Below are 21345 nucleotides of genomic sequence, written 5' to 3' on the forward strand. Positions count from 1 at the left end.
ATTCATGCCCCTAAAATCCCCCTCGCGACCGCGGATGGCCTTTTTCGCTCCGGCGCGTCTTTCTTCTGTACCCGCTGAAACCGGTTTTATCCCGCGACAAATCCAAGAGAGATCACACTTCTTTACATCTCGCTTTGCCTTTCGCTATGTGTTTCTATAAAAGAAACACTAACAGCAATGATAATACACCTCGTACCCTTAAAAACTTAAAACGATGAGAACACCTCTATGTCAGAACAACCGATAACAGGATCTGCCGCCCGTTCGACCGGACGGGTACGCTTCTTTGTGCTAGGCCTGGTGTTTATTAATATTATTATCAACTACATGGACCGAACTAACCTCTCGGTGGCGGCCACCCAAATGTCCGGTGAACTGCAATTCACGCCGCTGCAAATGGGGCTTATCTTTTCGGCATTCGGCTGGATCTACGCGGCATTACAGATCCCCGGCGGCTTTTTGATCGACCGCTTAGGCTCTCGTCTGGTGTACGGCGTGGGGCTGTTTATCTGGTCACTGATCACCGCGCTGCACGCAGTGGCCAACAGCTTTGGCGCGCTGGTGGGGCTGCGTCTGGGCGTCGGTGCCTTTGAAGCACCGGTGATGCCGTCAAACAACCGGGTGATCTCCAGTTGGTTCCCGGAGCAAGAGCGAGCGACGGCGATTGGAATTTACTCCTCGGCGCAGTTTGTCGGTATGGCGTTGATGACCCCGGTGCTGTTCCACGTACAGGATCTGTTTGGCTGGCGCGGGCTGTTTCTGATTACCGGCGTTGCCGGGATGCTGTGGGGCGTGCTGTGGTACTGCATGTATCGCGATCCGTTGGATCACAAAACGGTCTCCAAAGCAGAACTCGATCATCTGCGTAAAGGCGGCGCGGTGATGGAAAGCCGCGAGAGCGCGGCAAAACGTCCGTTCAGTTGGCAGGATCTGGGGCTGATGTTCAAAAGCCGTAAGCTGATTGGCATCTACTTCGGCCAGTTCACCATCTCTGCCACCTTCTGGTTCTTCCTGACCTGGTTCCCAACTTACCTGGTGCAGTATCGCCATATGGATTTTATTAAATCCGGCTACGTGGCTTCCGTCCCTTATCTGGCGGCATTTATTGGCGTACTGCTGGCAGGATTTGTTTCCGATCGCCTGATTCGTCGCGGCGTTTCTACCAGCTTTGCGCGCAAAGCCCCTGTCGTTCTCGGCATGGCGCTGACGCTGTTTATCCTCGGCGCTAACTACACCGACAACCCGACGCTGATCATTCTGTTTATGTCCATCGCCTTCTTCGGCAACGGCCTGGCCACCATTACTTGGGTGTTCGTGACCGCGCTGGCACCTCGCCATCTGATCGGGCTTGCCGGCGGCGTTTTCAACTTCACCGGCGCGCTGTCATCCATCGTGGTGCCGATTGCCATTGGCGCGCTGATCGATGGACACAACTTCGCTCCAGCGCTTGCCTTTATCGCCGTGCTGGCCTGTTTAGGGATCTGTTCTTACCTGTTTGTGGTCGGGAAGATTGACCTCGACGACGAAAAAGCTACGCCGTCAGCAGGCCGCAAAGCGTGACAAGCTCTGCCTGGCGGGCTGCCGTTTGTTCCGGGGTGTACTCGTACATCCCAGCGAAGGCCAGCGCCGCTTTATGCGAACCGAACTGGATCGGCTGGGCTATCGACAGTTCACCGTCGTCGTGCGGCCAGACTACCTGCCCGCGTTCACGCTGCTGCTGAAGATACGGGGCGATAGCCGCCATCTCTTCAGCGCTAAAACGCGCAGCGAGCACGGCATCATCTTCAGCCGCCAGCAGAGCAATACCGATGACCGACTGGCAGGCCGGCATCATGTGGAATCCCGCTAACGCCTGGCTGATATGGCTGCCGGGCTGGGAGTGGAAGATATAGATGACCTGGTCCTCCCACAGCACGCCCATCGCCACCACGATATCTTTTGGCGCGTGGGTTTCGAGCAGCGGCAGGGCTTTTGAAAACAGCGTTGAGCCGCGGATAGCCTGCGCGGCCAGCGCATGAATACCCGGTCCCGGCAGATAGCGTCGCTGCTCATCCTGGGTGGTAAGACCGATCGCCGCCATGGTCATCAGCAGTCGATTGACGCGGGTGGCATTGGTGCCCATCAGGCGGGCCAGTTCGCGACAACCGATAGCCCGATCGCTGGATACCAGATACTGCAAGCAGCGAATACCGTCGATAAGGCTTTGATTAGGTTGAGACGACATGGCGGGACCCCGTTTTTTTGAAGACTATTATTTTATCGCCAGAAAGGCAGGAATTACAATTTATGCAAATTTTTCAGCAAACCCACGAACGTGATTTTCCCCATCAGAACCTGACGACCGATCTGCTGGTTGCCGGCGGTGGCCTGGCCGGGTTATGCGCCGCGCTTGCCGCTGCGCGCGATGGTTTGCAGGTTGTCCTCGTACAGGATCGCCCGGTACTCGGCGGCAACGCCTCAAGCGAAGTGCGCCTGTGGGCCAACGGTGCCACCTCGCACATGGGCAACAATAACCGCTGGTCGCGTGAAGGCGGCATCATGGGCGAAATTCTCGAAGAGAACCTGTGGCGCAATAAAGAAGGTAATCCGATGATGTTCGACCTGCTGCTGCTGGATCTGGCACAGCGCGAAAAGAACCTCACCTTGTTGCTCAACACCGCTATCTACGCGGTGAAGCGTGAAGGCCAGCGCATTACCGAAGCCACCGGTTTTAACCCGGTCAACGAAACCTTCTACCATATTCAGGCCGCACAGTTCTGCGATGCCACGGGTGACGGCGTGCTCGGCCATCTTGCCGGAGCAGAGTACCGCATCGGCGCCGAAGATGCTGAAGAGTTGGGGGAGAAAATGGCGCCGGGCGATAACTTTGGCCATAAGCTCGGCCACTCGATCTACTTCTATACACGCAAAGTCAGTGAGCCAGTGAAGTTTGTAGCCCCCTCTTTCGGACTGCAGAATATTGAAGAGATCCCACGCTATAAGCGCCTGACCTCTACCCTCAACGGCTGCGATCTGTGGTGGCTGGAATGGGGCGGCCGCCTCGATACCATTCACGACAGCGAGCAGATCAAATGGGAGCTGTGGAAAATCGTCTGGGGCGTATGGAACTACATCAAAAACTCCGGCGAATTCCCGGAGGCGGATAATCTGACCATCGAGTGGGTCGGCGCTATCCCTGGCAAACGCGAAAGCCGTCGCTTTATCGGCGATCACCTGCTGTGCCAGCAGGACATCATGGAGCAGCGCGACCACTACGATGCGGTTGGCTACGGCGGCTGGTCCATTGACCTGCACCCGGCCGACGGCGTCTACAGCAGCCACGACGGCTGTCGTCAGTTCCACAGCAAAGGCACCTATACCATTCCGTACCGTAGCCTTTACAGCCGCTCGCTGGATAACCTGTTCCTGACCGGCCGCTTGATCTCCGCCTCGCACGTCGCCTTTGGCAGCGCCCGCGTCATGTGTACCTGCGGTCTGCTCGGCGAAGTGGTCGGTCGCGCCGCCGCGCTGTGCCAGACGCTTCAACTCAATGCACCGCAGTTAGCGGAAGGCAAACATATTGGTAAGTTGCAGCAGCACCTTCAGCACACCGGCTGCTACATTCCGCGCCAGTTCCTGCAGGATCCGGCGCGCGGCGCGCAGGTTACGGCCAGCAGTGAAATGCAGCTCACCACGCTCGCGGCCAACGGCCAGTGGATGGCGCTCGAAGAGCGTATGGCACTGCTGCTGCCGGTAAAAGCCGGTGAATCGCTACCGGAAATGCGCTTTACCCTGCGTTCCGCCACGGCTCAACCTTTAAAAATCAGCCTTTTAGGCAGTCAAAAGGTCGCTAACTATTGCGCCGATATGCTGTTGGATGAGCGTGCATTAACGGTTGAACAAGCCGGCGAATATCGCGTGGCATTTGACTGGCGAAGCGACGCCGACCGCTACCTGTTCATCGTTTTTGAAAGCAACAGCAGCGTGGAAATTGCCTTAACCAGCCTTGAGCTGCCGGGCGTAATGACGGTGTTTAACAGCCAGAATGCCCGCGTGGCGAAACATCCACGACAGATTGTTGACGGTGATTTTGGTGCGGAAGAGTTTGATTTTTGGGTGCCGCGCCGCCGTCCGCATCAGGTGATGCCGGCGGTCCACTTCGCCACCCCGCTGCGCTGCTATGACGTGCAAAATCTGCTCAACGGCCGCCTGCGCCCGGAACAGCAGATTAACGGCTGGGCGCCGGCGCTCGACGATGCGAAACCAGAGTTAACGTGGCAATGGGATGCGCCGCAGACCGTCCAGTCGCTGACGCTGGTGTTTGATAATGATTTTGATAACGCGATGGAAACCGTGCAGATGGGCCACTATGCCGCGGTGACGCCGCACTGTACCACCCACTACCGCTTATGGGCCGATGATGAGCTGCTCGCCGAGGTCAGCGACAACCGTCACGCCGTGTGTCAGCACACGCTGGAAGCCCCGCGTAGCGTGTCGAAAATTCGCCTCGAACTGGTTAAATCAGCGGGCGCGCTGCCGGCGGTATACGCCCTAAACGTAAAGTAAGCGACAACGGGTATGCGGGAATTCCCCCGCATACCCGCCGAAACCTTTTGCGTCGGGGCGCACCGGCGCAAATGGTCCTTATGCCCCCTGGCGGGTCGCGGCCAGCACAATCTCACGAATACAGACGTACTGCGGCTGGGAATAGGCGTACTCAATCGCGTGCGCCACGTCTTCCGGGCTTAACACTTTACCGCCCATATCCTGCTTCCATTCCTGATAACCGGCTTTGATATCATCGCTGGTGGTGTGGCTCAGCAGTTCGGTTTCCACGGCACCCGGTGCAATCACCACTACGCGCACGTTGTGCGGCGACAGCTCTTCACGCAGGTTTTCTGACAAACCATGGACCGCAAACTTGGTGCCAACATACACCACGTGATTCGGGAAGGTTTTCCGCCCGGCGATGGAGCTGATGTTGATGATGGTGCCTGCTTTACGCGCGATCATCCCTTTAGTGACCGCGTGAACGCCGTTCAGCAGGCCTTTGACGTTGACGTCGAGCATCTGCTCCCATTCGTCCGGGTTCTGATCGTCAATGTTGCCCAGCAGCATCACCCCGGCGTTGTTCACCATCGCATCCACTGGCCCAAACTGCTGTTCGGCTTCAGTAATCGCGGCGGCAACCGCTTTACGGTCGGTCACATCGACGGCGCGGCACAGGGTACGCGGCAGATTCAGCGCCGTCATCCGGTCCACACGACGCGCCAGCAGCAGCAGCGCATGGCCGCGTTCAGACAGCAGTTTCGCGGTGGCAAGGCCAATACCAGAGCTGGCGCCGGTTATCACGACTAACGGTTTGGATGCAGCGTTCATTGGAATTCCTCATAAATAAAATTGATGGCGCTACTTTAAATCCGATTAGAAATGGTGAAAAATGGTTTGTTTTTTTCACAGCCATAACAAATTTCTATGGATAAACGACAACTCAGCGCCTTCATCTCCGTATTTGAAGAGCGCAACATTACCCGTGCCGCTGAACAGTTAAGTCTGACACAGCCTGCGCTTTCTGCCACCGTCAAGGCGCTGGAAGAGGAGCTGGGCACGCAGCTTTTCGTGCGTAAACCGCGCGGCGTCGAGGTAACGGAAGATGCCCGCGCGCTCTATCCTCACGCCTGCCGGATGATTCAGGATATGGCGACGCTGACCGCACGCTTTCGTAAACGTCACGACAAAATGCCGCTGACCATCGGTATCGAACAGGATATTGCCTCACTCTGTTTGACCTCTTTGCTACAGCAAATTGGTGAAAAGATGCCGGACACTCTGGTAACGCTGGACCCCGGCTGTACGGGCGATATCCGACTTGGCTGTGAAAGCCTGCGCTGCGAAGATGAGCTGTTTATGCCGCTTTACGATGAGCCATACGTGCTGGCTTATCCATCGGCGCATCCGATTGGAGAACTGGCGGAACTAAATCTGGAATTGCTCTACGGCTATCCGTGGGTGATGTACCCCGCTCACGATTCCCATCAGCGATTTTTGCCGTTCTACGGGCCATCCGCCGGTGCGCCAAGCGCCAACGCGGGCAGCTTCACCCTGGCATTAGATCTGGTTGAAGGCGGTTTTGGTTTGGCGATTGCGCCACAATCGCTGGTGGAATCACGCTGCGATTTAGCCTACCGCGCGCTGCCGGGCTACCCGCTGGTGCGCCGTCTGGGCATTTGCTATGCCATTCAGGCGACGGAAAATCCTGCCGTACGTCGGCTGCTGGATTGGCTGAATCAGGCCTGATGGTTAGGCATGTGATTCCGTTCACTTGATGTTTGGCAAAACATGAAACTGTTTAGCAGTTAAGTGCAAAATTCCGTTCACTTTATATTTGGCAGAAAATGAAACATTGGTATCAGTGAACGGGCTAAGGGGGGCGCCGCGCCCCCCTTTGCAATCCCCGCGGCCCCGCAGCGAAATCGGTGCTTCGCACTGCGTTCGCCTGCGAACTCCAGCCTGCGGCACGCCGAAACTCGACGCTACTCGTCCCATCCCTGGGACTCGCCCTTCGGGCCAACGCAAGCGTTGTTCAACATTGCTCCCGGCAATTTTGTCCTGTCTCGGTTCGCCTCAGTCCGCCGTCCTGGCGGCCTGACCTTGTCTTCCCTTCTCCGGCTCACCAATTTCAAGCGGGGACTCATCGGTTCCAGCGACTTCGATTTTTGTTTTTAGCGAAAAGACTACAGCGACATGGGGGGCGTCTGAATCGCCGAAGCGTTGACTGGAGGCCGGGGCAGCCCACAGGGATGTGGGCTGAGGGCGCGGCCTTACAGGGAGGTTACCTCGCGCCCGACCCGAAAGCCGCAAGGCATAAGCTGAGGGAACTGCGAAGCGGCGATTCTGCCGCCAGAGCGCGGGGGTCCAGGGGGCGGCGGCGATTGGCCGCCCCCTGCGCGCTCCTTGCGCCGTTCTGGTTATAGGGCATGGGATAAATAAGGAGCGCAATCGGCTGGAAAGCCAAACGTAATTTCGCGCTCCACGGGCACGAAACAGGCATAAAAAACTGTTCGAGCAAGAAGAGCCGCGCCCCCCGTCAGAGCGCTCGCCGACGGGTTTTATCCACCGCCCATTTCTGCCAGTTGTCAATTTTTCGACTATGATCGTAAATCATGACTGTCAGTCATTCGGAGCGCATGCGTATGAATATCGTGACATCTTTACAGGATTTTTTTAAATCCTCAGAAAGACATTCGCTATTTTCATTTGCTACAATGTGTAAATCGAGATTAAGGACGTTCTCATGGTCGAACTCTCCTTCTCTTTAGTTATGGATAGATTGGCAGTTATCGCGAACTGTTTAATTGCCTTTGCACGGAGAAAAACAGAATTCTTTATCTGCTTCTTTTCATGCTTTGATCTTTGTCATTTAAAAAATGATTTAACCCGAGTCTTTTACTCCGCCAGGGGTCTCCCCTCGCACACGCCTAAAAATAGCTCAACGGTTAATCAGAATGGCACAAAATATAGAATAATCTTATTAAGGAATAAGATAAAAAATGCTTAGTCATCGTATCCGAATTAAGCGACGAGGATATCCGATTGTTGCCAAACTCATTGATTTCTTATCAATGAATTTTTCATCAATATTATTTTCCTACTTATTTTCGCAACAAGATTTTTACAATGGCATAATCTTTAGCGTTTTATTTTCAATTGTTTTTCTGTTGATCGGTGAATATACCAGCGTTTATAACTATCGAATTAAAAGCCTCCGTCCACAGGAATTTACACGTCTGGCGGGCACCTGCGCACTGTCGTTTGGCTTCATGGAAGTACTACGAGTTTCATTCAACTACTTCAATGACTTGCATCTTACCGGCCTCTGGGATTTTCCCCTTTTCCCACCGCCACTATTGCCTTACGCCATTCCACTTCTGACGCTATTAATTATCAGGCTAATATTACTCAAACAATTCCGTCAGAAAAAAATGCGCGTGGCTATTGTTGGCATGACGCCTGCTGGATTAGCCGCTGAAGGTGAATTGTTAAAAGAATACAGCAGCGAGAAAATTGATCTCTCCTATTACGATGACCGCGATGAAAGTCGCTTTGGCTACCTGACTCGCGCTCCCTATCGTGGAAAAGTAGACGATCTTCTGGAACGAGCACGTAAAGGCGACATCGACGAGATTTATATTGCGTTACCCATGGCTGCCGTTCAGCGCATTCGCCATTTCATTGCGATGCTATCAGACACGACCGTCGATACATTTATTGTTCCTGACCTTTATTCTTACAGTACTCACACCACTGAAGTTCGCATGATTGGCAATATGCAAGCCGTCAGCATTCTCAGTTCTCCATTTGATGACGGCGGTGCAATAATTAAGCGAGCGGAAGATTTGATTCTCGGTACTATAATAACGATTCTCATTTCCCCACTTATGTTAATTATTGCGCTTGGGATTAAGCTCACTTCCCGTGGACCGATTATTTTCAAGCAAGATCGCTACGGTTTAAGCGGCCAGAAAATAACGGTGTATAAATTCCGTTCCATGCGTGTAATGGAAAATGCGGATGTGGTCATCCAGGCAACGAAACAGGATCCGCGCGTCACCCGCTTCGGCTCTTTCCTGCGCCGTAAATCACTTGATGAGCTGCCGCAGTTTATCAACGTCCTTCAGGGAAGAATGTCCATCGTCGGGCCGCGCCCTCATGCCGTTGCCCATAACGAAGAGTTCCGCCGGATTGTCGATAACTACATGATTCGTCACAAGGTCAAACCCGGCATTACCGGGCTTGCTCAGGTTAACGGCTATCGTGGCGAAGTAGATACGCTGGATAAGATGGAAAAACGCGTGCAGTACGATATTGACTACATCCAGAACTGGTCGCTGTGGCTTGATATCAAAATCATCTTTAAAACCATGACGAAAGGCTTTAGCGGTGAAAACGCCTACTAGCCGCGCGCTGCTGATAGCCGGTCTGGCGGCAATGCCTGCGGCCTGGGCGCTCCCCGTGCCCAAGTCGCATATTGGCGTGGCCGGGATTGATTTCCAAAGCCAGGTCGCCGTCGACTATGGACAGGTCAGTAACGTGACCTATCAGCCGTGGGCTAAAAACGAAATCAGCTCACCGTTTTACCACGTCAGCCCGTTGCTGCGCGCGATTGGCGAGCGTTATGAAGACCGCTACCTGCTGATGTATTCCGGTGATTATCGCACCTATACGCAGGACAGCGCGGATAACTACGCCAACCATTTTTTACGCTTTAACGGCCAGTGGCGCTATGGGCAGATGCATGGTCTGAGTCTTGACGTGCAGGATACGCTCGGCCACGAAGAGCGCGGACGCGGCATTTCGGAAGGTTTTCTTCCGCAGCAGTTCCGCGCGTTTGGCATCGACAAGCCGCTGAAAACCCGCTTTCTGAGTAACGAACTGCGCTATAGCTACGGCGCACCAGAGGGCCGCGGCAAAGTGGAAACCGCGCTGCTCTACAAACAGCTGCGGTTTACGCGTCTTGATGATGTGCATAACGCCGATGCGGATTTCTATCAATACATTCGCGACCAGGAGTGGCACGAGCCGAGTCTGGTGGTGGAACTGTTTGATATGTACAGCAAGAAAAACCGCTTTCGCTATAGTTTTATTACCAACCAGCGGCGCTACGAAACCAGTTCGCTCAAGGACAGCAACGAGTACTACCTGCTCTATGGTTACAAAGGGCAGATAACCGGTAAAACCAGCATCGATGCCAACGTCTCGTGGCTTTATAAGCAGTTTATCAATGAGCCCGACGCCCATGACTTCAACGGGCTGAACTGGGATATCAAGATGGAGTGGAAGCCGCTGCAACAATCCGCAGTGGCCCTGCACAGCGCGCAACGCATTAAAGATCCTTCCGAAGTTGGCGGCTACATTCTGGTCACCGAAAACGGGCTATCGTGGACGCATCACTGGTGGGTCGACCGGTTCTCTACCACCGTCGATTACACCTACGTGATGGAGGATTACAAAAAGCAGGCAAACAATCGTAAAGATCGCGACGGGGTGGTCACTCTGAGCGCGAGCTATGATTTCCGTCCATCCATCAATTTTGAACTGAAGTATCAGATGGACACGCTGCGTTCCAACAAGAAGACCGATTCGTTCTTTATTGGGCCAAACTACGATCGGGAAGTGGACAGAACGCTGGGTTACGACAACCAATTGATTATGTTAACGGCTAGGGTACAAATCTAACGTGAAAAATATACTCGCGACGCTTCTTCTTTTTTCCAGTTGCCTGCTCACGGCCTGCAGTACGCCAGTGCCGTTAATGGATACTCCCTCTCAGGACAATCGTTACTGGCTGGGCGAAGGCGATCAAATCAATATTGCGGTTGCCGGCGAGCCGGATATGAGCATGCGCTTTTTGCTCGACAGCAGCGGCACCATTAGCTATCCGTATATCGGCCAACTGCGCCTGCTCGGTAAAACGCCGGAAGATGTGAGCGCAGAGCTCACCCAACGCCTGCGCGGCGACTATCTGCAAAACCCAATGGTGACCGTCACCGTCACGCAGTTCCGCAATATCTTCATCCTCGGCGAAGTGGAAAAACCCGATGGCTACCCTTGGCAGCCCGGCCTGACCGTTGAGAAAGCCCTGGCGCTGGGCGGTGGCTTCACCGATCGCGCGGATAAGCACGATCTGAGCATTCGCCGCTCGGGCAGTAATGAACTGCTGGAGAACGTGGACGTTCGGCATTCGCTGCGTCCTGGGGACACCGTCATCGTTGGTATGAGCTTCTTCTGATATGAAACTATCCATGGTTGAGCAAGGAAAAAAGCTGGAAAACGTGGTTGAGTTCTCCAGATACACCCAGCAGATTCGCCGCAAGATCTGGCGTCTGCTGATCGTGATGGCGGTCACCGCCGTTGTCGCCTTCCCGCTGATTAAGCTGATTCCGTCCAAGTACGTAGCAACCTCGGCGGTGATGATCAAAGCGTTACAGGACGACGCCACGCCGCTGCCGCAGCTAAGCCGCTACGATGCAACGCGCAGCGACTTCTATGAGACTCAGTACGCGCTGGTGCAGTCCCGCGTGGTGCTACAAAAAGCGATTAGCGAACTGCAGTTGGACAATGAACCGACCTTTAACGGCGGCTTTGATGCCGCGCAGAGCACGGCGGAAAACGCCGCGCTGCGCAGGGAAAAAGCGCTGAAAAATATGGTCAACAACCTGTCGGTTAGCGGCGTGCGCAACACGCAGTTGATTGATATCAGCTACCAGTCACCTTCCGCTGAGATGGCGGCCCGCGTTGCCAACGGCGTCGCACAGGCGTATATCGACTATTCGGTGGAACAAAAGCGCAAAGCGACCGAAGAGGCCCAGCGCTGGAACCAGCAGCAGATGGACCGCGTCCAGCAGCAAATGGTTGATCAGAAAGCGGCAATCGATGCTTTCCTGAAAAAAGAAAACATGCTGACCTTCCGCGGTGTCGACGGTTACGAAACCGAAGAGCTGGGGATTATCACCAATCGTCTGGCTGACGCCACCCAGCGCCGCATTGCCGCCCAGTCGCAGTACGACGAAGTACAAAAAGCGCTGGCCAAGCATTCGCCAGAAAACATCATCTCGCTGCCGGAATTTTCCGGCCATGCGCAAATTCAGGATCTGCGGATTGCCCTGACCCAAACGCGACGAAACCTTGCCGAACTGCGTAAGCGCTACGGGCCGAAGCATGACAAAATTCTGGAGGCCCAAGCCCAGGTGGGAGCGGTCAACGCCCAGATTGGCCAGGTGATTAGCGAACTGGCGCGCGGCGCGCGCCAGCAGTATCAGGCCGCGGTGGATGACGAAAACCGCTACCAGACCATGCTGAATGGGCAAAAAGGCAACTTCCAGCAGTTGGCGGGCAAACGCGATCAATACAACACCATGATGACGGCGCTGAATAAAACTCAGGAGCTGTATCAGACGCTGTATCAACGCGCACATGAACAGGCACTCTCGGTGTCACTCGATCAGCCTGACGCGGTGATCTCCGACCCGGCCGTCCCCCCCGAACGCCCGGCGAAGCCCAACAAGCCGATGCTGTGGATTATCGTCGTGGTGCTGGTCACCCTGGCTTATTTGGTGTGGATTATCGTCGGTGCCGCGCTGAACAATGCCGTCACCCGCATGAGCCAACTGGCTAAAAACTTCAATCTGACGGCGCTGGGTGAACTGCCCGCCTTGATGACCACCGGCGATCGCCAGCAGATTGTGCAACGGCTGCTCAGCGATCCGCTACGCGCCGATCTGGTCCATGCCATTCGTACCCAGCTACTGCTGAGCGCGCCATCACCGCAGGTCATCACCGTCGCCTCCTGCGAAGCAGGTGAAGGCCGTTCCCTTGTCGCCGAAGCGCTGGCCGCCTCTTTTAGCATCGACCAGAAAACGCTGCTTATCGATATGGACTATCTCAACGGCAGCGGGCTTTCGGCGGCGAACGCACCAGGCCTTGCCGAGGTCATTCTCGGCAGTAAGACGCTGGATGAGGTGCTGGTTAAGCGCCACGACCGTCTGACGTTTATGCCTCGCGGCCAGCTGAGCGGCTCGGCGCTGCTGATGCTCACCTCCCCGCAGTTGGCTTCTCTCCTCAATGCTCTGCGTGAACAATACCAGCGCATCATTATTGATACTTCGGCAGTCAACCAGGCGCAGGATAGCCAGCTAATTGGCCGCCAGTCGGACGGCGTACTGCTGGTCATTCAGTCCGGTCGTCTGCAAACCAGCGAAGTTCAAGCGGTGCTGGCTACCCTGAAGCGCGAACAAAACCGGGTGACCGGCGCGGTGCTCAACCGGGTCAGCGATGACAACCTCGAAAGCAAAGAGGGCCAGCGCCTGCTCAGCCAGCAGGTGGGCGAATTGATGACGCCGGTGAAATCACGATGAATTTACTGCGCAGTATTACCACCATTGCCAGCTCGTCGGTCATTTCACAACTGATCGGCGCGCTGTCGATCTGGTTTATCTCCCACAAATACGGCATGGCCGAAGTGGGGATTTACTCACTGATTTACAGCATCGTTCTGGTGGGGGCGCAGGTGTGTACTTTTGCGTCGCAGCTGCTCATTCCACGCCAGCCCGATGATGAACAGTTAGCGCGCAACGTGGCATTCTGCGTGATACAAAGTGTGCTTATCGCCGCGCCTTACGCGCTGCTCACCGCCTGGCTGTTCCACCTCGACGTGCTGTTCCTCTACCTGTTAACCCTAAGCTACGCGCTGGTGCTGGTGGCTGAAAACCTGTCGCTGCGTACCGGCAATTACCGTTTCCTGGTCTTTCAGCGCATGATGGTCTCGGTGGTGGTGATCGCCGCCCTGCTAATCACTTCACGCACCCAGGCGTTCTACTGGCTGTGGACGGCATCCATGCTGGTGCTGATCGTGGGCTGCATCGTGCGCACGTTCCGTCTCAGCACCCTGCGCTGGTCGCACTGGGGCGTACGCAGCAACGTGGCGTTCTTCTGCGAACACCGCCAGCACCTGAGCAAAGTGGGTACGGCGGAAGTGCTGGCGATGGTTAACAACAACCTGCCAATCATGTTGATTAACTTCTGGTTCTCCGCGCTGGTTGCCGGTTACTTCTCGGTGGTTATGCGCTTTTGCCTGTCGCCGGTCACCATCGTCGGCAATGCGGTACGCAACTCGATCTTCTCAAAATGGTCGATGGATTTCCGCAACCACACCTTCAACTATCCGGAATATAAAAAGGTGCGTCGCCTGCTGCTGGCACTGGCGATCATCTGTACTCTCGGCGTGCTGATCTTCTATCCGCTGGTGATGAAACTGGGCTTTAGCGCAGAGTGGATTGCCTCGGTGCCATCCTCCCGCTACATCCTGCCGTATCTGTTCCTTGCGCTGGCCATCAGCCCGCTCACCGTTATCGAACTGATTTTTGGCTCCCATTTTTACTTCCTGCGCATTCAGGTCGAACAGCTGGCCATCACCCTGCTGGCGTTTTTAGTGCTGCCTTACTTCGGCCAAAGCTATCCGATTGCCGTGCTGACTTTCTCGCTGTTAACGCTGCTGCGCTATCTGTTTATCTGGCGGCAGATGAACCGCCGCGCCTTCTCCCTTAGCCAACAGATGACGCAGCCATGAGTATCAACAACGCACTCTGGATCCAGATCTACGCCATCATCACGCTCTGTTTTTGCGGCGTGGTGCAGTACTTCACCGGCATTCTTGCCGTGCTGTGGCTGCCGGTGATTATGGCCTTTGTGACGACCGGAATGCTGTTGATGCAAACCCAGCGCACGCCGCTGGCGCTCGATCTGTCGGAAATGATGGTGCTGGTGATTTACCTCTGTTTTCTGGTGCTGGCTCTCATCAGCACCTTTTTACAGGGCGGCATCACCGTCACCATTATTGGGATTAAAAATGAAGTCGGCATGTCGCTGGTGCTGTTCTGCCTGCTGCTGGGTTTCTGCCGCGAATCGCAGATTTACCGCATCAGCCGCCTACTGTACTGGATTTTCTACGCCCAGTTCCCGCTGGTTATTTATCAGGTGCTGATCGTGCTGCCCAAGCGCGTGGCGATGCGCGGCGAAGATGAGAAATGGGACTCGGTGGTTGGCACCTTTGGCGGCGACCCAATGGGCGGCGGCAACACGGCGGTGATGGGGATGTTTTGTCTGCTGATTATGCTGATGAAGATCTCCGAACTGAAACACGGCGTCACCACCTGGCGTTCCGCCGCGCTGCATATTGGACTGGGGTTCCTGCTGTGCATCCTCGGCGAAGTGAAATTCATCATCCTGCTGTCGCCGTTTATGCTGGCGCTGGTCTGGAGCATGCCCTCGTGGGTCAACGGCGTCAGTAAAGTCACGCTGAAAAACCTGCTGGTGATTTTCGCGGTGATGGGCGGGCTTATTACGCTGGCGATTATGGTCCTCGCGGCGGGCTACTCATCGGCGTTTGGCGGCGAAGCGGGTAAAAGCTCGTTCAGCATTTTCCTCGACTCGCTCGACTATATTTTTGATACCAACTACATCATGGCTGCCACCGGTGAGCTGGGCCGCCTGACGACGATTTTCTTCTGGGCGCGCCACAGCGACATGTGGGGCATTTCCAGCATGCTGTTTGGCTACGGTTTGAATGCCACCAACAGCGGCAGCGCCGTCTCCGCAGGCTACCTGAACATCATCTTCCGTCTGGTTCTCGATTCCACCTCGCTGAGCATGCTGCTTTGGGAGGTGGGCATCGTCGGCACCGTGCTGTTTATCAGCCTGCTGCTGTGGATTGTGTGCATCACCTGGCCGCGTCCGATGCTGGAGCTCAGCGAGCTGGATCGCGAGGACGTGCGGCTGCTGTGCTACGGCCCGGCTTTCACCGTGTTTATCATCGCCTGCCTGCTCAGCCTGCCCTACAGCCAGACGTTGATGATTATCCCTTTATTACAGTTCCTGTTTTACCTGACGAGCGGCTCGGCGCTGGTGATCCGACGCACCGTCCATCGTTCAATCCGGAGAGAGTATGAATAACTCGCCTTTTATAACCGCCAGCATTAAGACCTTTAATGAGGCAAAGGGCATTGAGAAGACTATCGACAGCATCGACCGTCAGCTGGCGGCCTATCCTCACGAAATCATCGTGGCGGACAGCCTGTCGACCGACAACACTCGCGAACTGGCCAGCGCCAAAGGCGTGACGGTGGTGTCGCTGGTTCATCCGGAAGAGCGCTGCTGCGGCGTCGGCCACCAGCTCGGCTATTTGCACAGCCAGGGCGAGTTTTTGCTGCTGATGGACGGTGACATGGAGCTGGAAGAGGGGTTCATTGATGCCGCAGTGGCGTTTTTGCAGGCCAATCCTGAATACGCCGGCGTGGCGGGTCGGGTGACGATGGATGAAGGCAGCAACTACGAGTTTAAGTCCCGTAATCAGCGCATTCACAAAATCTACCCGCTGGGTGACTGCGACCATCTGGGCGGCGGCGGGCTGTATCGCCGTAGCGCCATCGAAAAAGTCGGCTATCTGACCCATCGCGGCCTACACGGCTATGAAGAGGCCGAACTGGGGCTGCGCTTGCTCCACGCGGGCTACAAACTGCACCGGCTCGACGTCCCCTACTTCAGCCATACCTCGCACGTGATGTCGACCTTCACCATGCTGCGCTACCGTTGGCGAAGCCGCTTCCTCAGCGGCCCGGGTGAACTGCTGCGCAGTTCATGGGGCAAACCGTGGTTTCGCGATGCGCTCAAAATCACCCGTAACGAAGCCATTTTTACCCTCTACTGGCTGGTGGTGCTGGCGACGCTGCTGAGCGGGCATTTTGCGCTCTTCGGGCTGTCTCTGCTGCCGCTGGTGCTGTTTGTGTTGTTAAAAACCGTTAAAAACCGCTCGCTGCTGGCAGGCCTACACAGCGTGCTGAACCTGAGCGCCTTTTCCGCCGGGTTAATACGTGGCCTGCTCACGCCGCTGCCAAACCCGCAGGAACCACCAGAAAATACCGTTGTTAGTCATCAGGATATCGAAAAATGAAAGTGCTCCTCGTCAATAAATTCTTTTTCATCAAAGGGGGCGCGGAGACCGTCTACTTTCAGGAGCGTGACCATTTAAAAGCGGCCGGCGTTCAGGTGATGGATTTCTCCATGCAGCATGAGAAAAACCTCCCTTCTAACTACGCCAAATGGTTCGTCAGTAACGTCGATTACCACGGCAACAGCGGGATTGGCGGCAAGATCAAGACCGCCATCGATTTTATTCACAATGCTGAAGCGTGCCGCAAATTCAACGATTTGCTGCTCAGCGAAAAGCCGGACATCGTCCATTTTCACAATATTTATCACCAGTTAACGCCGTCGATCATCGCCATCGCCAAACGCTTCGGCTGCAAAACCGTATTGACCGCGCATGACTATAAAATCGTCTGCCCGTCCTACACCATGCTGCGCGACGGGCACGTCTGCGATGCCTGCCTGAAAGGTTCGGTGTGGAATGCCTTCCGCTACCGCTGCCAGGAGGGTTCCGCCGGGAAAAGTCTGCTGCTGTCACTGGAAGCCACCTGGCAGGATATCGCGCGTAACTATCACAAACTGGATGCGATCGTCTCGCCAAGTGCCTTTTTGCGCGAACAGCTGATTCGCAAAATCACCGACGTTCCCGTTGAGGTAATCGTCAACGGTATCGATGACACTAAACCTATCGGCGATACCCGCGACGACGGCTACTTCCTGTTTATCGGCCGACTTAGCCGCGAAAAAGGGGTTGCCACGCTGGCTCAGGCGCATCAGCAAATGCAGCATCCGCTGCCGCTGAAAATCGCCGGTGATGGCCCGCTGTATCAGGATCTGCGCACCCGCTTCCCGCAGGCCGAGTTCCTCGGCTATCAGCAGCAGGGCGAAGGTCTCAATGATCTGATTCGCCATGCCCGCGCGGTGATTGTCCCTTCCGAGTACTACGAGAACTGCTCGATGTCGGTTCTTGAGGCCATGTCCTTCGCCAAGCCGGTGGTGGGTGGCGATATCGGCGGTATTCCTGAACAGGTGCGTGATGGTCAGGAAGGACGCCTGTTTGAGCCAGGTAACGTGAGTGCACTAGCGACAATCCTCGATGACCTGGCACAAAACCCTGAACTGGCCCGTGAGCTAGGGCTGCGCGCCCGCCAGCGGCTGGAAAATAAATACGCCCTGCGAGTGCACATGGATGCGCTGATGGCGCTGTATCAGAAACTGTTAAATGGACTCTCACATGACTAAGCGCATCACGGTGCTCGGAACGCGCGGGATCCCCGACGTCTTAGGCGGCGTGGAAACGCACTGCCAGAACCTCTACCCCGCCATCAAGGCGCAGAATGATGTCGATATTTGCGTTATCGCCCGCTCTCCCTACGTCCCCTATCGCCGCAGCAGCTATAAGGGCGTGAAAACGCGGGCCATCTGGGCACCGAAGAAAAAATCGCTGGAGGCTATCGTCCATTCGACGCTTGCCGCACTCGCCTCTCGCTTTGATGGCTCCGACATTGTGCATGTCCACGCCATCGGGCCAGGGTTAGTGGTACCGCTTCTGCGCCTGATGGGCAAAAAAGTGGTCTTTACCCATCACGGCCCGGATTATGACCGACAAAAATGGGGTGATTTTGCCCGTAAAACGCTGATGCTCGGCGAGCGCTGGGCGGTGAAATACGCCAACGAGGTGATCGTCATCTCCGAGGTCATCAACAATCTGATCAAAGAGAAACATGGCCGCACCGACGCGCACGTCATCCCTAACGGAGCCAATCCGCCGGCGCCGGTGAACCCGAATACCATCGATGAGATCCTGGCGAAATACGGTTTGCGCCGGGGTGAATATGTGGTGGCGGTCAGCCGTTTTGTCGAAGAAAAAGGGCTGCACGATCTGATTGCCGGCTGGAAACAGGCCGATGTCAATTGGCCGCTGGTGCTGGTTGGCGATGCCGATCACCCAACGCTATACAGCGAAAAGCTTAAGCATCTGGCGCAGGAAACGCCGGGGGTGATCCTGACCGGATTTGTCAGCGGCACCACGCTGCAGGCGGTGTTTTCACAGGCGCGCCTATTTGCAATGACCTCCTACCACGAAGGGCTGCCTATTGCGCTACTGGAGGCGATGTCCTACTCACTGCCGGCGGTGGTCAGCGATATTCCCGCCAACCTTGAAGTCGGCCTGGAAGCCGATGCTTATTTCCCGGTGGGGGATGTCGCCGCGCTGGCGCTGAAAATTGCTGAGCGCATCGACCAACCTCGTCAGGATTACCAAAGCTACCTGAGCCGATATAACTGGGATACTATTGCTAAGCACACCATGCAGGTTTATCAACAGATACTCAATAAATCAACAGGTTAATTTTGGACAACTCTGACAAACAGCAACGCGTTCTGGACAGTTTTTATCGTTCTCTGGACCAGAAAACGCTCGACTCTTTGAGCGACGAACAGAAGCAGGCAGTGGAAAATGCCGTACTGGATATCACTCTGGTAACGCCGCACAAGGTGGATTTCCGCCGCAGCATTCCGCTGTTCACCCGGCGCTATTATTTGGTGTTCTTATTCGGTCGCGACTTCCGTCGCCGCCCGCGCGAAGAGTCCACCGTACGTCGCCTGTTCGCCTCTTTGCTGGTTGTATTGGTACTTATTCTCGGGCTGGGATCGCTGTTTATCACGCTGTATCTGATTAAATCCTGGCTCGGTATCGACATTTTCCAGAACTACCATCTGGGACTTTGGGACTGGATATTAAATCACCGCCAGTCTCTTTAACTTGTAAGGAGTGCACCATGCGCTGCCAGACTCTCGGTTCAGGCAGAATCATCCCGCTCATCTTCGCCCTCGGCGCGTTTGCTTTTGTTTCATCATCGGCACACGCACAGGGCGATGAAAAGCAAACCACCGTTCATCCTCAGGCCATCAGCGGCCCGCTGACCAACCCCGGTAATGGGATAGCGAGTTTTCACGACGGTTATGGCGAGCGCCTGCCGCACTCACGTTATCCGGATACCGGCATTGAGTATCAGCGTTTTTACTGGAACGATCTCGAACCGGTTGAGGGGCAGTACAATTTTGCGCTGATCGATAACGCCTTTGCCGTTGCGGCGCACCATCACCCGGCGATGAACGTGGGCCTGCGCTTTATGACGCTGGAAGAGCCCGATTCCGGTTCGCGCATTCCCGCCTGGCTTATCAAAAAAGGGATCAAAGGTAGCTGGACTTCGGATGGCAAAACCTTCGTTCCTGACCTCGACGATCCGCTTTTTATCGAATATGCCCAAAAGCTATTGAATGCCTTTGGCAAACGCTATGACGGCAACCCTGAGCTTGCCTACCTCGATATCGGCATGGTGGGGTCATGGGGTGAATGGCACAACAGCAATTTCCCGAACGTGAAACCGCTGCTTGAACGCTATTCACCCGCACAGCTCAATCGCTACGTGGATATGCACTTTGCCGCCTTCCCGCACACGCCGAAAATCATGCTAATAAGCGGCGGCGAAACGCTCGCCTATGCGGTAGAAAAAGGGGCCGGCTGGCGCGCCGACTGCTGGGGCGACTGGCATAATTTCACCCATGACTGGAGCCATATGCGCGATGATTACCCGCCGCGCCTCGCCGCCGCCCAGGCAACCTTCACCGGTTTCAATGACGGCTGGCAAAAAGCCCCGGTCAGCCTTGAGATTTGCGGCTACATGGCGGAATGGCAGTCGGTGCAGCACTATACGCGTGAACAGGTACAGGCCACGTTCAACTGGGCGCTCAAGCACCATGCCAGTACGTTGAACCTGAAATCCCGCGAAGTCCCCGCGCTTTATCGCGATATCGTCGATAAGGCGCTGGAGAAAATCGGCTACCGCTTCCGCGTCACTTCACTGACTCACGATACCGTAGGCCATGCGGGCGAGCCGCTCGCGCTGGCTACCGAGTGGTCAAACGACGGCGTTGCCCCCATTTACCTCCGCTATCGCGTGGCATGGCGACTCCAGGACGCCGATGAAACCACCGTCCAGCAATCGCTGACCGATGATGATATTCGCCAGTGGCTGCCCGGCACGCAGCGCACGCAGTTCACGCTGCCGGTGCCGCCGACGCTCAAGCCCGGGCAATATCATCTCGACGTCGCGCTGGTCGATGCGTCTCAACAGTCGCGCATTAAGCTAGCCAATAAAGGTCTGCGCAGCGATGGTTGGTACCGCCTATCGTCGGTCACTATTCAATAAGAGGTCCTGAACATGGCAACGAATATGCAGCGTGCATGGCGAGAAATTGCCGACGCCGGCGCCTTAAAATCTAAACTGGTGATCCTGCTCTACCGCATGTCCACGCTGTGGCGCAGTCGCAATCCGCTCGCCAAACTGCTGGGACTGCCGTTTGTTCTCCTCAATAAGCTGATTGCCGAATGCCTGTTTAGCGTTGAAATTCCGCACCATGCGCGCATTGGCTACGGGCTGAAAATTTTCCATCCGCACGCGGTAGTGATTGGCCGCGATGTGGTGATTGGCGAGAACTGCACGCTGCGCCAGGGCGTGACTATCGGCAACGTCACGCACCGCGACGGGCGCATCAGCGCCAGTCCGGTGTTAGGTAACGACGTCGAGTTTGGTGCCAATGCAGTGGTGATTGGCGCGGTAACCATTGGCGACGGAGCGACGATTGGCGCGGGTACCGTGGTGACCAAAGATCTGCCGGCGGGAGCCGTCGCCGTTGGCGCGGGGTTTAGGGTGCTGTCGCCGCGTGGGGAGGCATAGTCTCAGCCGTTTGCGTGGCTAAGTTTTGGCAGTTGAGTGCAAGATTCCGTTCATTTTATGTTTGGCAGAAAATGAAACAACTGCACCCGTGAACGGGCTAAGGGGGGCGCCGCGCCCCCCTTTGCAATCCCCGCGGCCCCGTGGC

At 55.6% G+C, this 21345-nt stretch carries 17 protein-coding genes; 15 read left to right on the plus strand and 2 right to left on the minus strand.

Annotated features, from left to right (window positions below; all coding sequences use genetic code 11):
- Positions 1 to 228 precede the first annotated feature (228 nt).
- Complete coding sequence (locus KCR01S_RS20060) at positions 229 to 1560, plus strand: MFS transporter (RefSeq protein WP_061284780.1); 1332 nt, start codon at positions 229 to 231, stop codon at positions 1558 to 1560.
- Here KCR01S_RS20060 and KCR01S_RS20065 read toward each other — a convergent pair.
- Complete coding sequence (locus KCR01S_RS20065) at positions 1532 to 2224, minus strand: IclR family transcriptional regulator (protein ID WP_061284781.1); 693 nt, start codon at positions 2222 to 2224, stop codon at positions 1532 to 1534. The genes KCR01S_RS20060 and KCR01S_RS20065 overlap by 29 nt on opposite strands.
- A 62-nt stretch (positions 2225 to 2286) precedes the next feature.
- On the opposite strand from KCR01S_RS20065, the gene KCR01S_RS20070 reads away from it, so the two are divergent.
- On the plus strand, positions 2287 to 4545 hold the full coding sequence (locus KCR01S_RS20070) for an FAD-dependent oxidoreductase (protein WP_061284782.1): 2259 nt from the start codon (positions 2287 to 2289) through the stop codon (positions 4543 to 4545).
- A gap of 78 nt (positions 4546 to 4623) precedes the next feature.
- Here KCR01S_RS20070 and KCR01S_RS20075 read toward each other — a convergent pair whose 3' ends face one another.
- A complete protein-coding gene (locus tag KCR01S_RS20075) occupies positions 4624 to 5358 on the minus strand; it encodes an SDR family oxidoreductase (RefSeq protein ID WP_061284783.1) in 735 nt (244 codons plus the stop codon).
- 96 nt (positions 5359 to 5454) lie between these two features.
- Here KCR01S_RS20075 and KCR01S_RS20080 point away from each other — a divergent pair, with 96 nt between their 5' ends.
- From KCR01S_RS20080 to KCR01S_RS20140, 13 genes are all read left to right on the plus strand, one after another.
- Positions 5455 to 6276: a LysR family transcriptional regulator gene (locus KCR01S_RS20080; protein WP_061284784.1), complete on the plus strand. Its 822-nt coding sequence runs from the start codon at positions 5455 to 5457 to the stop codon at positions 6274 to 6276.
- Positions 6277 to 7529: 1253 nt separating this feature from the next.
- Entirely contained in the window at positions 7530 to 8936 is a 1407-nt protein-coding gene (locus KCR01S_RS20085; RefSeq protein WP_061284785.1) for an undecaprenyl-phosphate glucose phosphotransferase, read from the plus strand.
- Positions 8937 to 8967: 31 nt separating this feature from the next.
- Positions 8968 to 10215, plus strand: a complete 1248-nt coding sequence (locus tag KCR01S_RS20090) for an outer membrane beta-barrel protein (RefSeq protein WP_061284796.1) — start codon at positions 8968 to 8970, stop codon at positions 10213 to 10215.
- 1 nt (position 10216) lies between these two features.
- Complete coding sequence (locus KCR01S_RS20095) at positions 10217 to 10768, plus strand: polysaccharide biosynthesis/export family protein (protein WP_373880259.1); 552 nt, start codon at positions 10217 to 10219, stop codon at positions 10766 to 10768.
- A 1-nt stretch (position 10769) separates the two neighbouring features.
- The gene (locus KCR01S_RS20100) at positions 10770 to 12893 is read left to right on the plus strand and encodes a GumC family protein (protein WP_072277193.1); all 2124 of its coding nucleotides are present in this window, start codon (positions 10770 to 10772) and stop codon (positions 12891 to 12893) included.
- Positions 12890 to 14104, plus strand: coding sequence for a lipopolysaccharide biosynthesis protein (locus KCR01S_RS20105; RefSeq protein ID WP_061284787.1), 1215 nt, complete (start codon positions 12890 to 12892; stop codon positions 14102 to 14104). The genes KCR01S_RS20100 and KCR01S_RS20105 overlap by 4 nt, the downstream gene beginning before the upstream one ends.
- Positions 14101 to 15486 (plus strand): hypothetical protein, encoded by a 1386-nt coding sequence (locus tag KCR01S_RS20110; RefSeq protein ID WP_061284788.1) that lies wholly within the window; start codon positions 14101 to 14103, stop codon positions 15484 to 15486. Before KCR01S_RS20105 ends, KCR01S_RS20110 begins: the two co-directional genes overlap by 4 nt.
- Entirely contained in the window at positions 15479 to 16483 is a 1005-nt protein-coding gene (locus KCR01S_RS20115; RefSeq protein ID WP_061284789.1) for a glycosyltransferase family 2 protein, read from the plus strand. Before KCR01S_RS20110 ends, KCR01S_RS20115 begins: the two co-directional genes overlap by 8 nt.
- Positions 16480 to 17700, plus strand: coding sequence for a glycosyltransferase family 4 protein (locus KCR01S_RS20120; protein WP_061284790.1), 1221 nt, complete (start codon positions 16480 to 16482; stop codon positions 17698 to 17700). Before KCR01S_RS20115 ends, KCR01S_RS20120 begins: the two co-directional genes overlap by 4 nt.
- The gene (locus KCR01S_RS20125) at positions 17693 to 18808 is read left to right on the plus strand and encodes a glycosyltransferase family 4 protein (protein WP_061284791.1); all 1116 of its coding nucleotides are present in this window, start codon (positions 17693 to 17695) and stop codon (positions 18806 to 18808) included. Before KCR01S_RS20120 ends, KCR01S_RS20125 begins: the two co-directional genes overlap by 8 nt.
- 2 nt (positions 18809 to 18810) lie before the next feature.
- A complete protein-coding gene (locus KCR01S_RS20130) occupies positions 18811 to 19221 on the plus strand; it encodes a hypothetical protein (protein ID WP_061284792.1) in 411 nt (136 codons plus the stop codon).
- A 17-nt stretch (positions 19222 to 19238) separates the two neighbouring features.
- A complete protein-coding gene (locus KCR01S_RS20135) occupies positions 19239 to 20672 on the plus strand; it encodes a DUF4832 domain-containing protein (RefSeq protein ID WP_061284793.1) in 1434 nt (477 codons plus the stop codon).
- 12 nt (positions 20673 to 20684) lie between these two features.
- On the plus strand, positions 20685 to 21200 hold the full coding sequence (locus KCR01S_RS20140) for a serine acetyltransferase (RefSeq protein WP_061284794.1): 516 nt from the start codon (positions 20685 to 20687) through the stop codon (positions 21198 to 21200).
- Positions 21201 to 21345: the final 145 nt, after the last annotated feature.

Origin of the sequence: Kluyvera cryocrescens NBRC 102467 (assembly GCF_001571285.1) — a bacterium.
Classification (GTDB): domain Bacteria; phylum Pseudomonadota; class Gammaproteobacteria; order Enterobacterales; family Enterobacteriaceae; genus Kluyvera; species Kluyvera cryocrescens.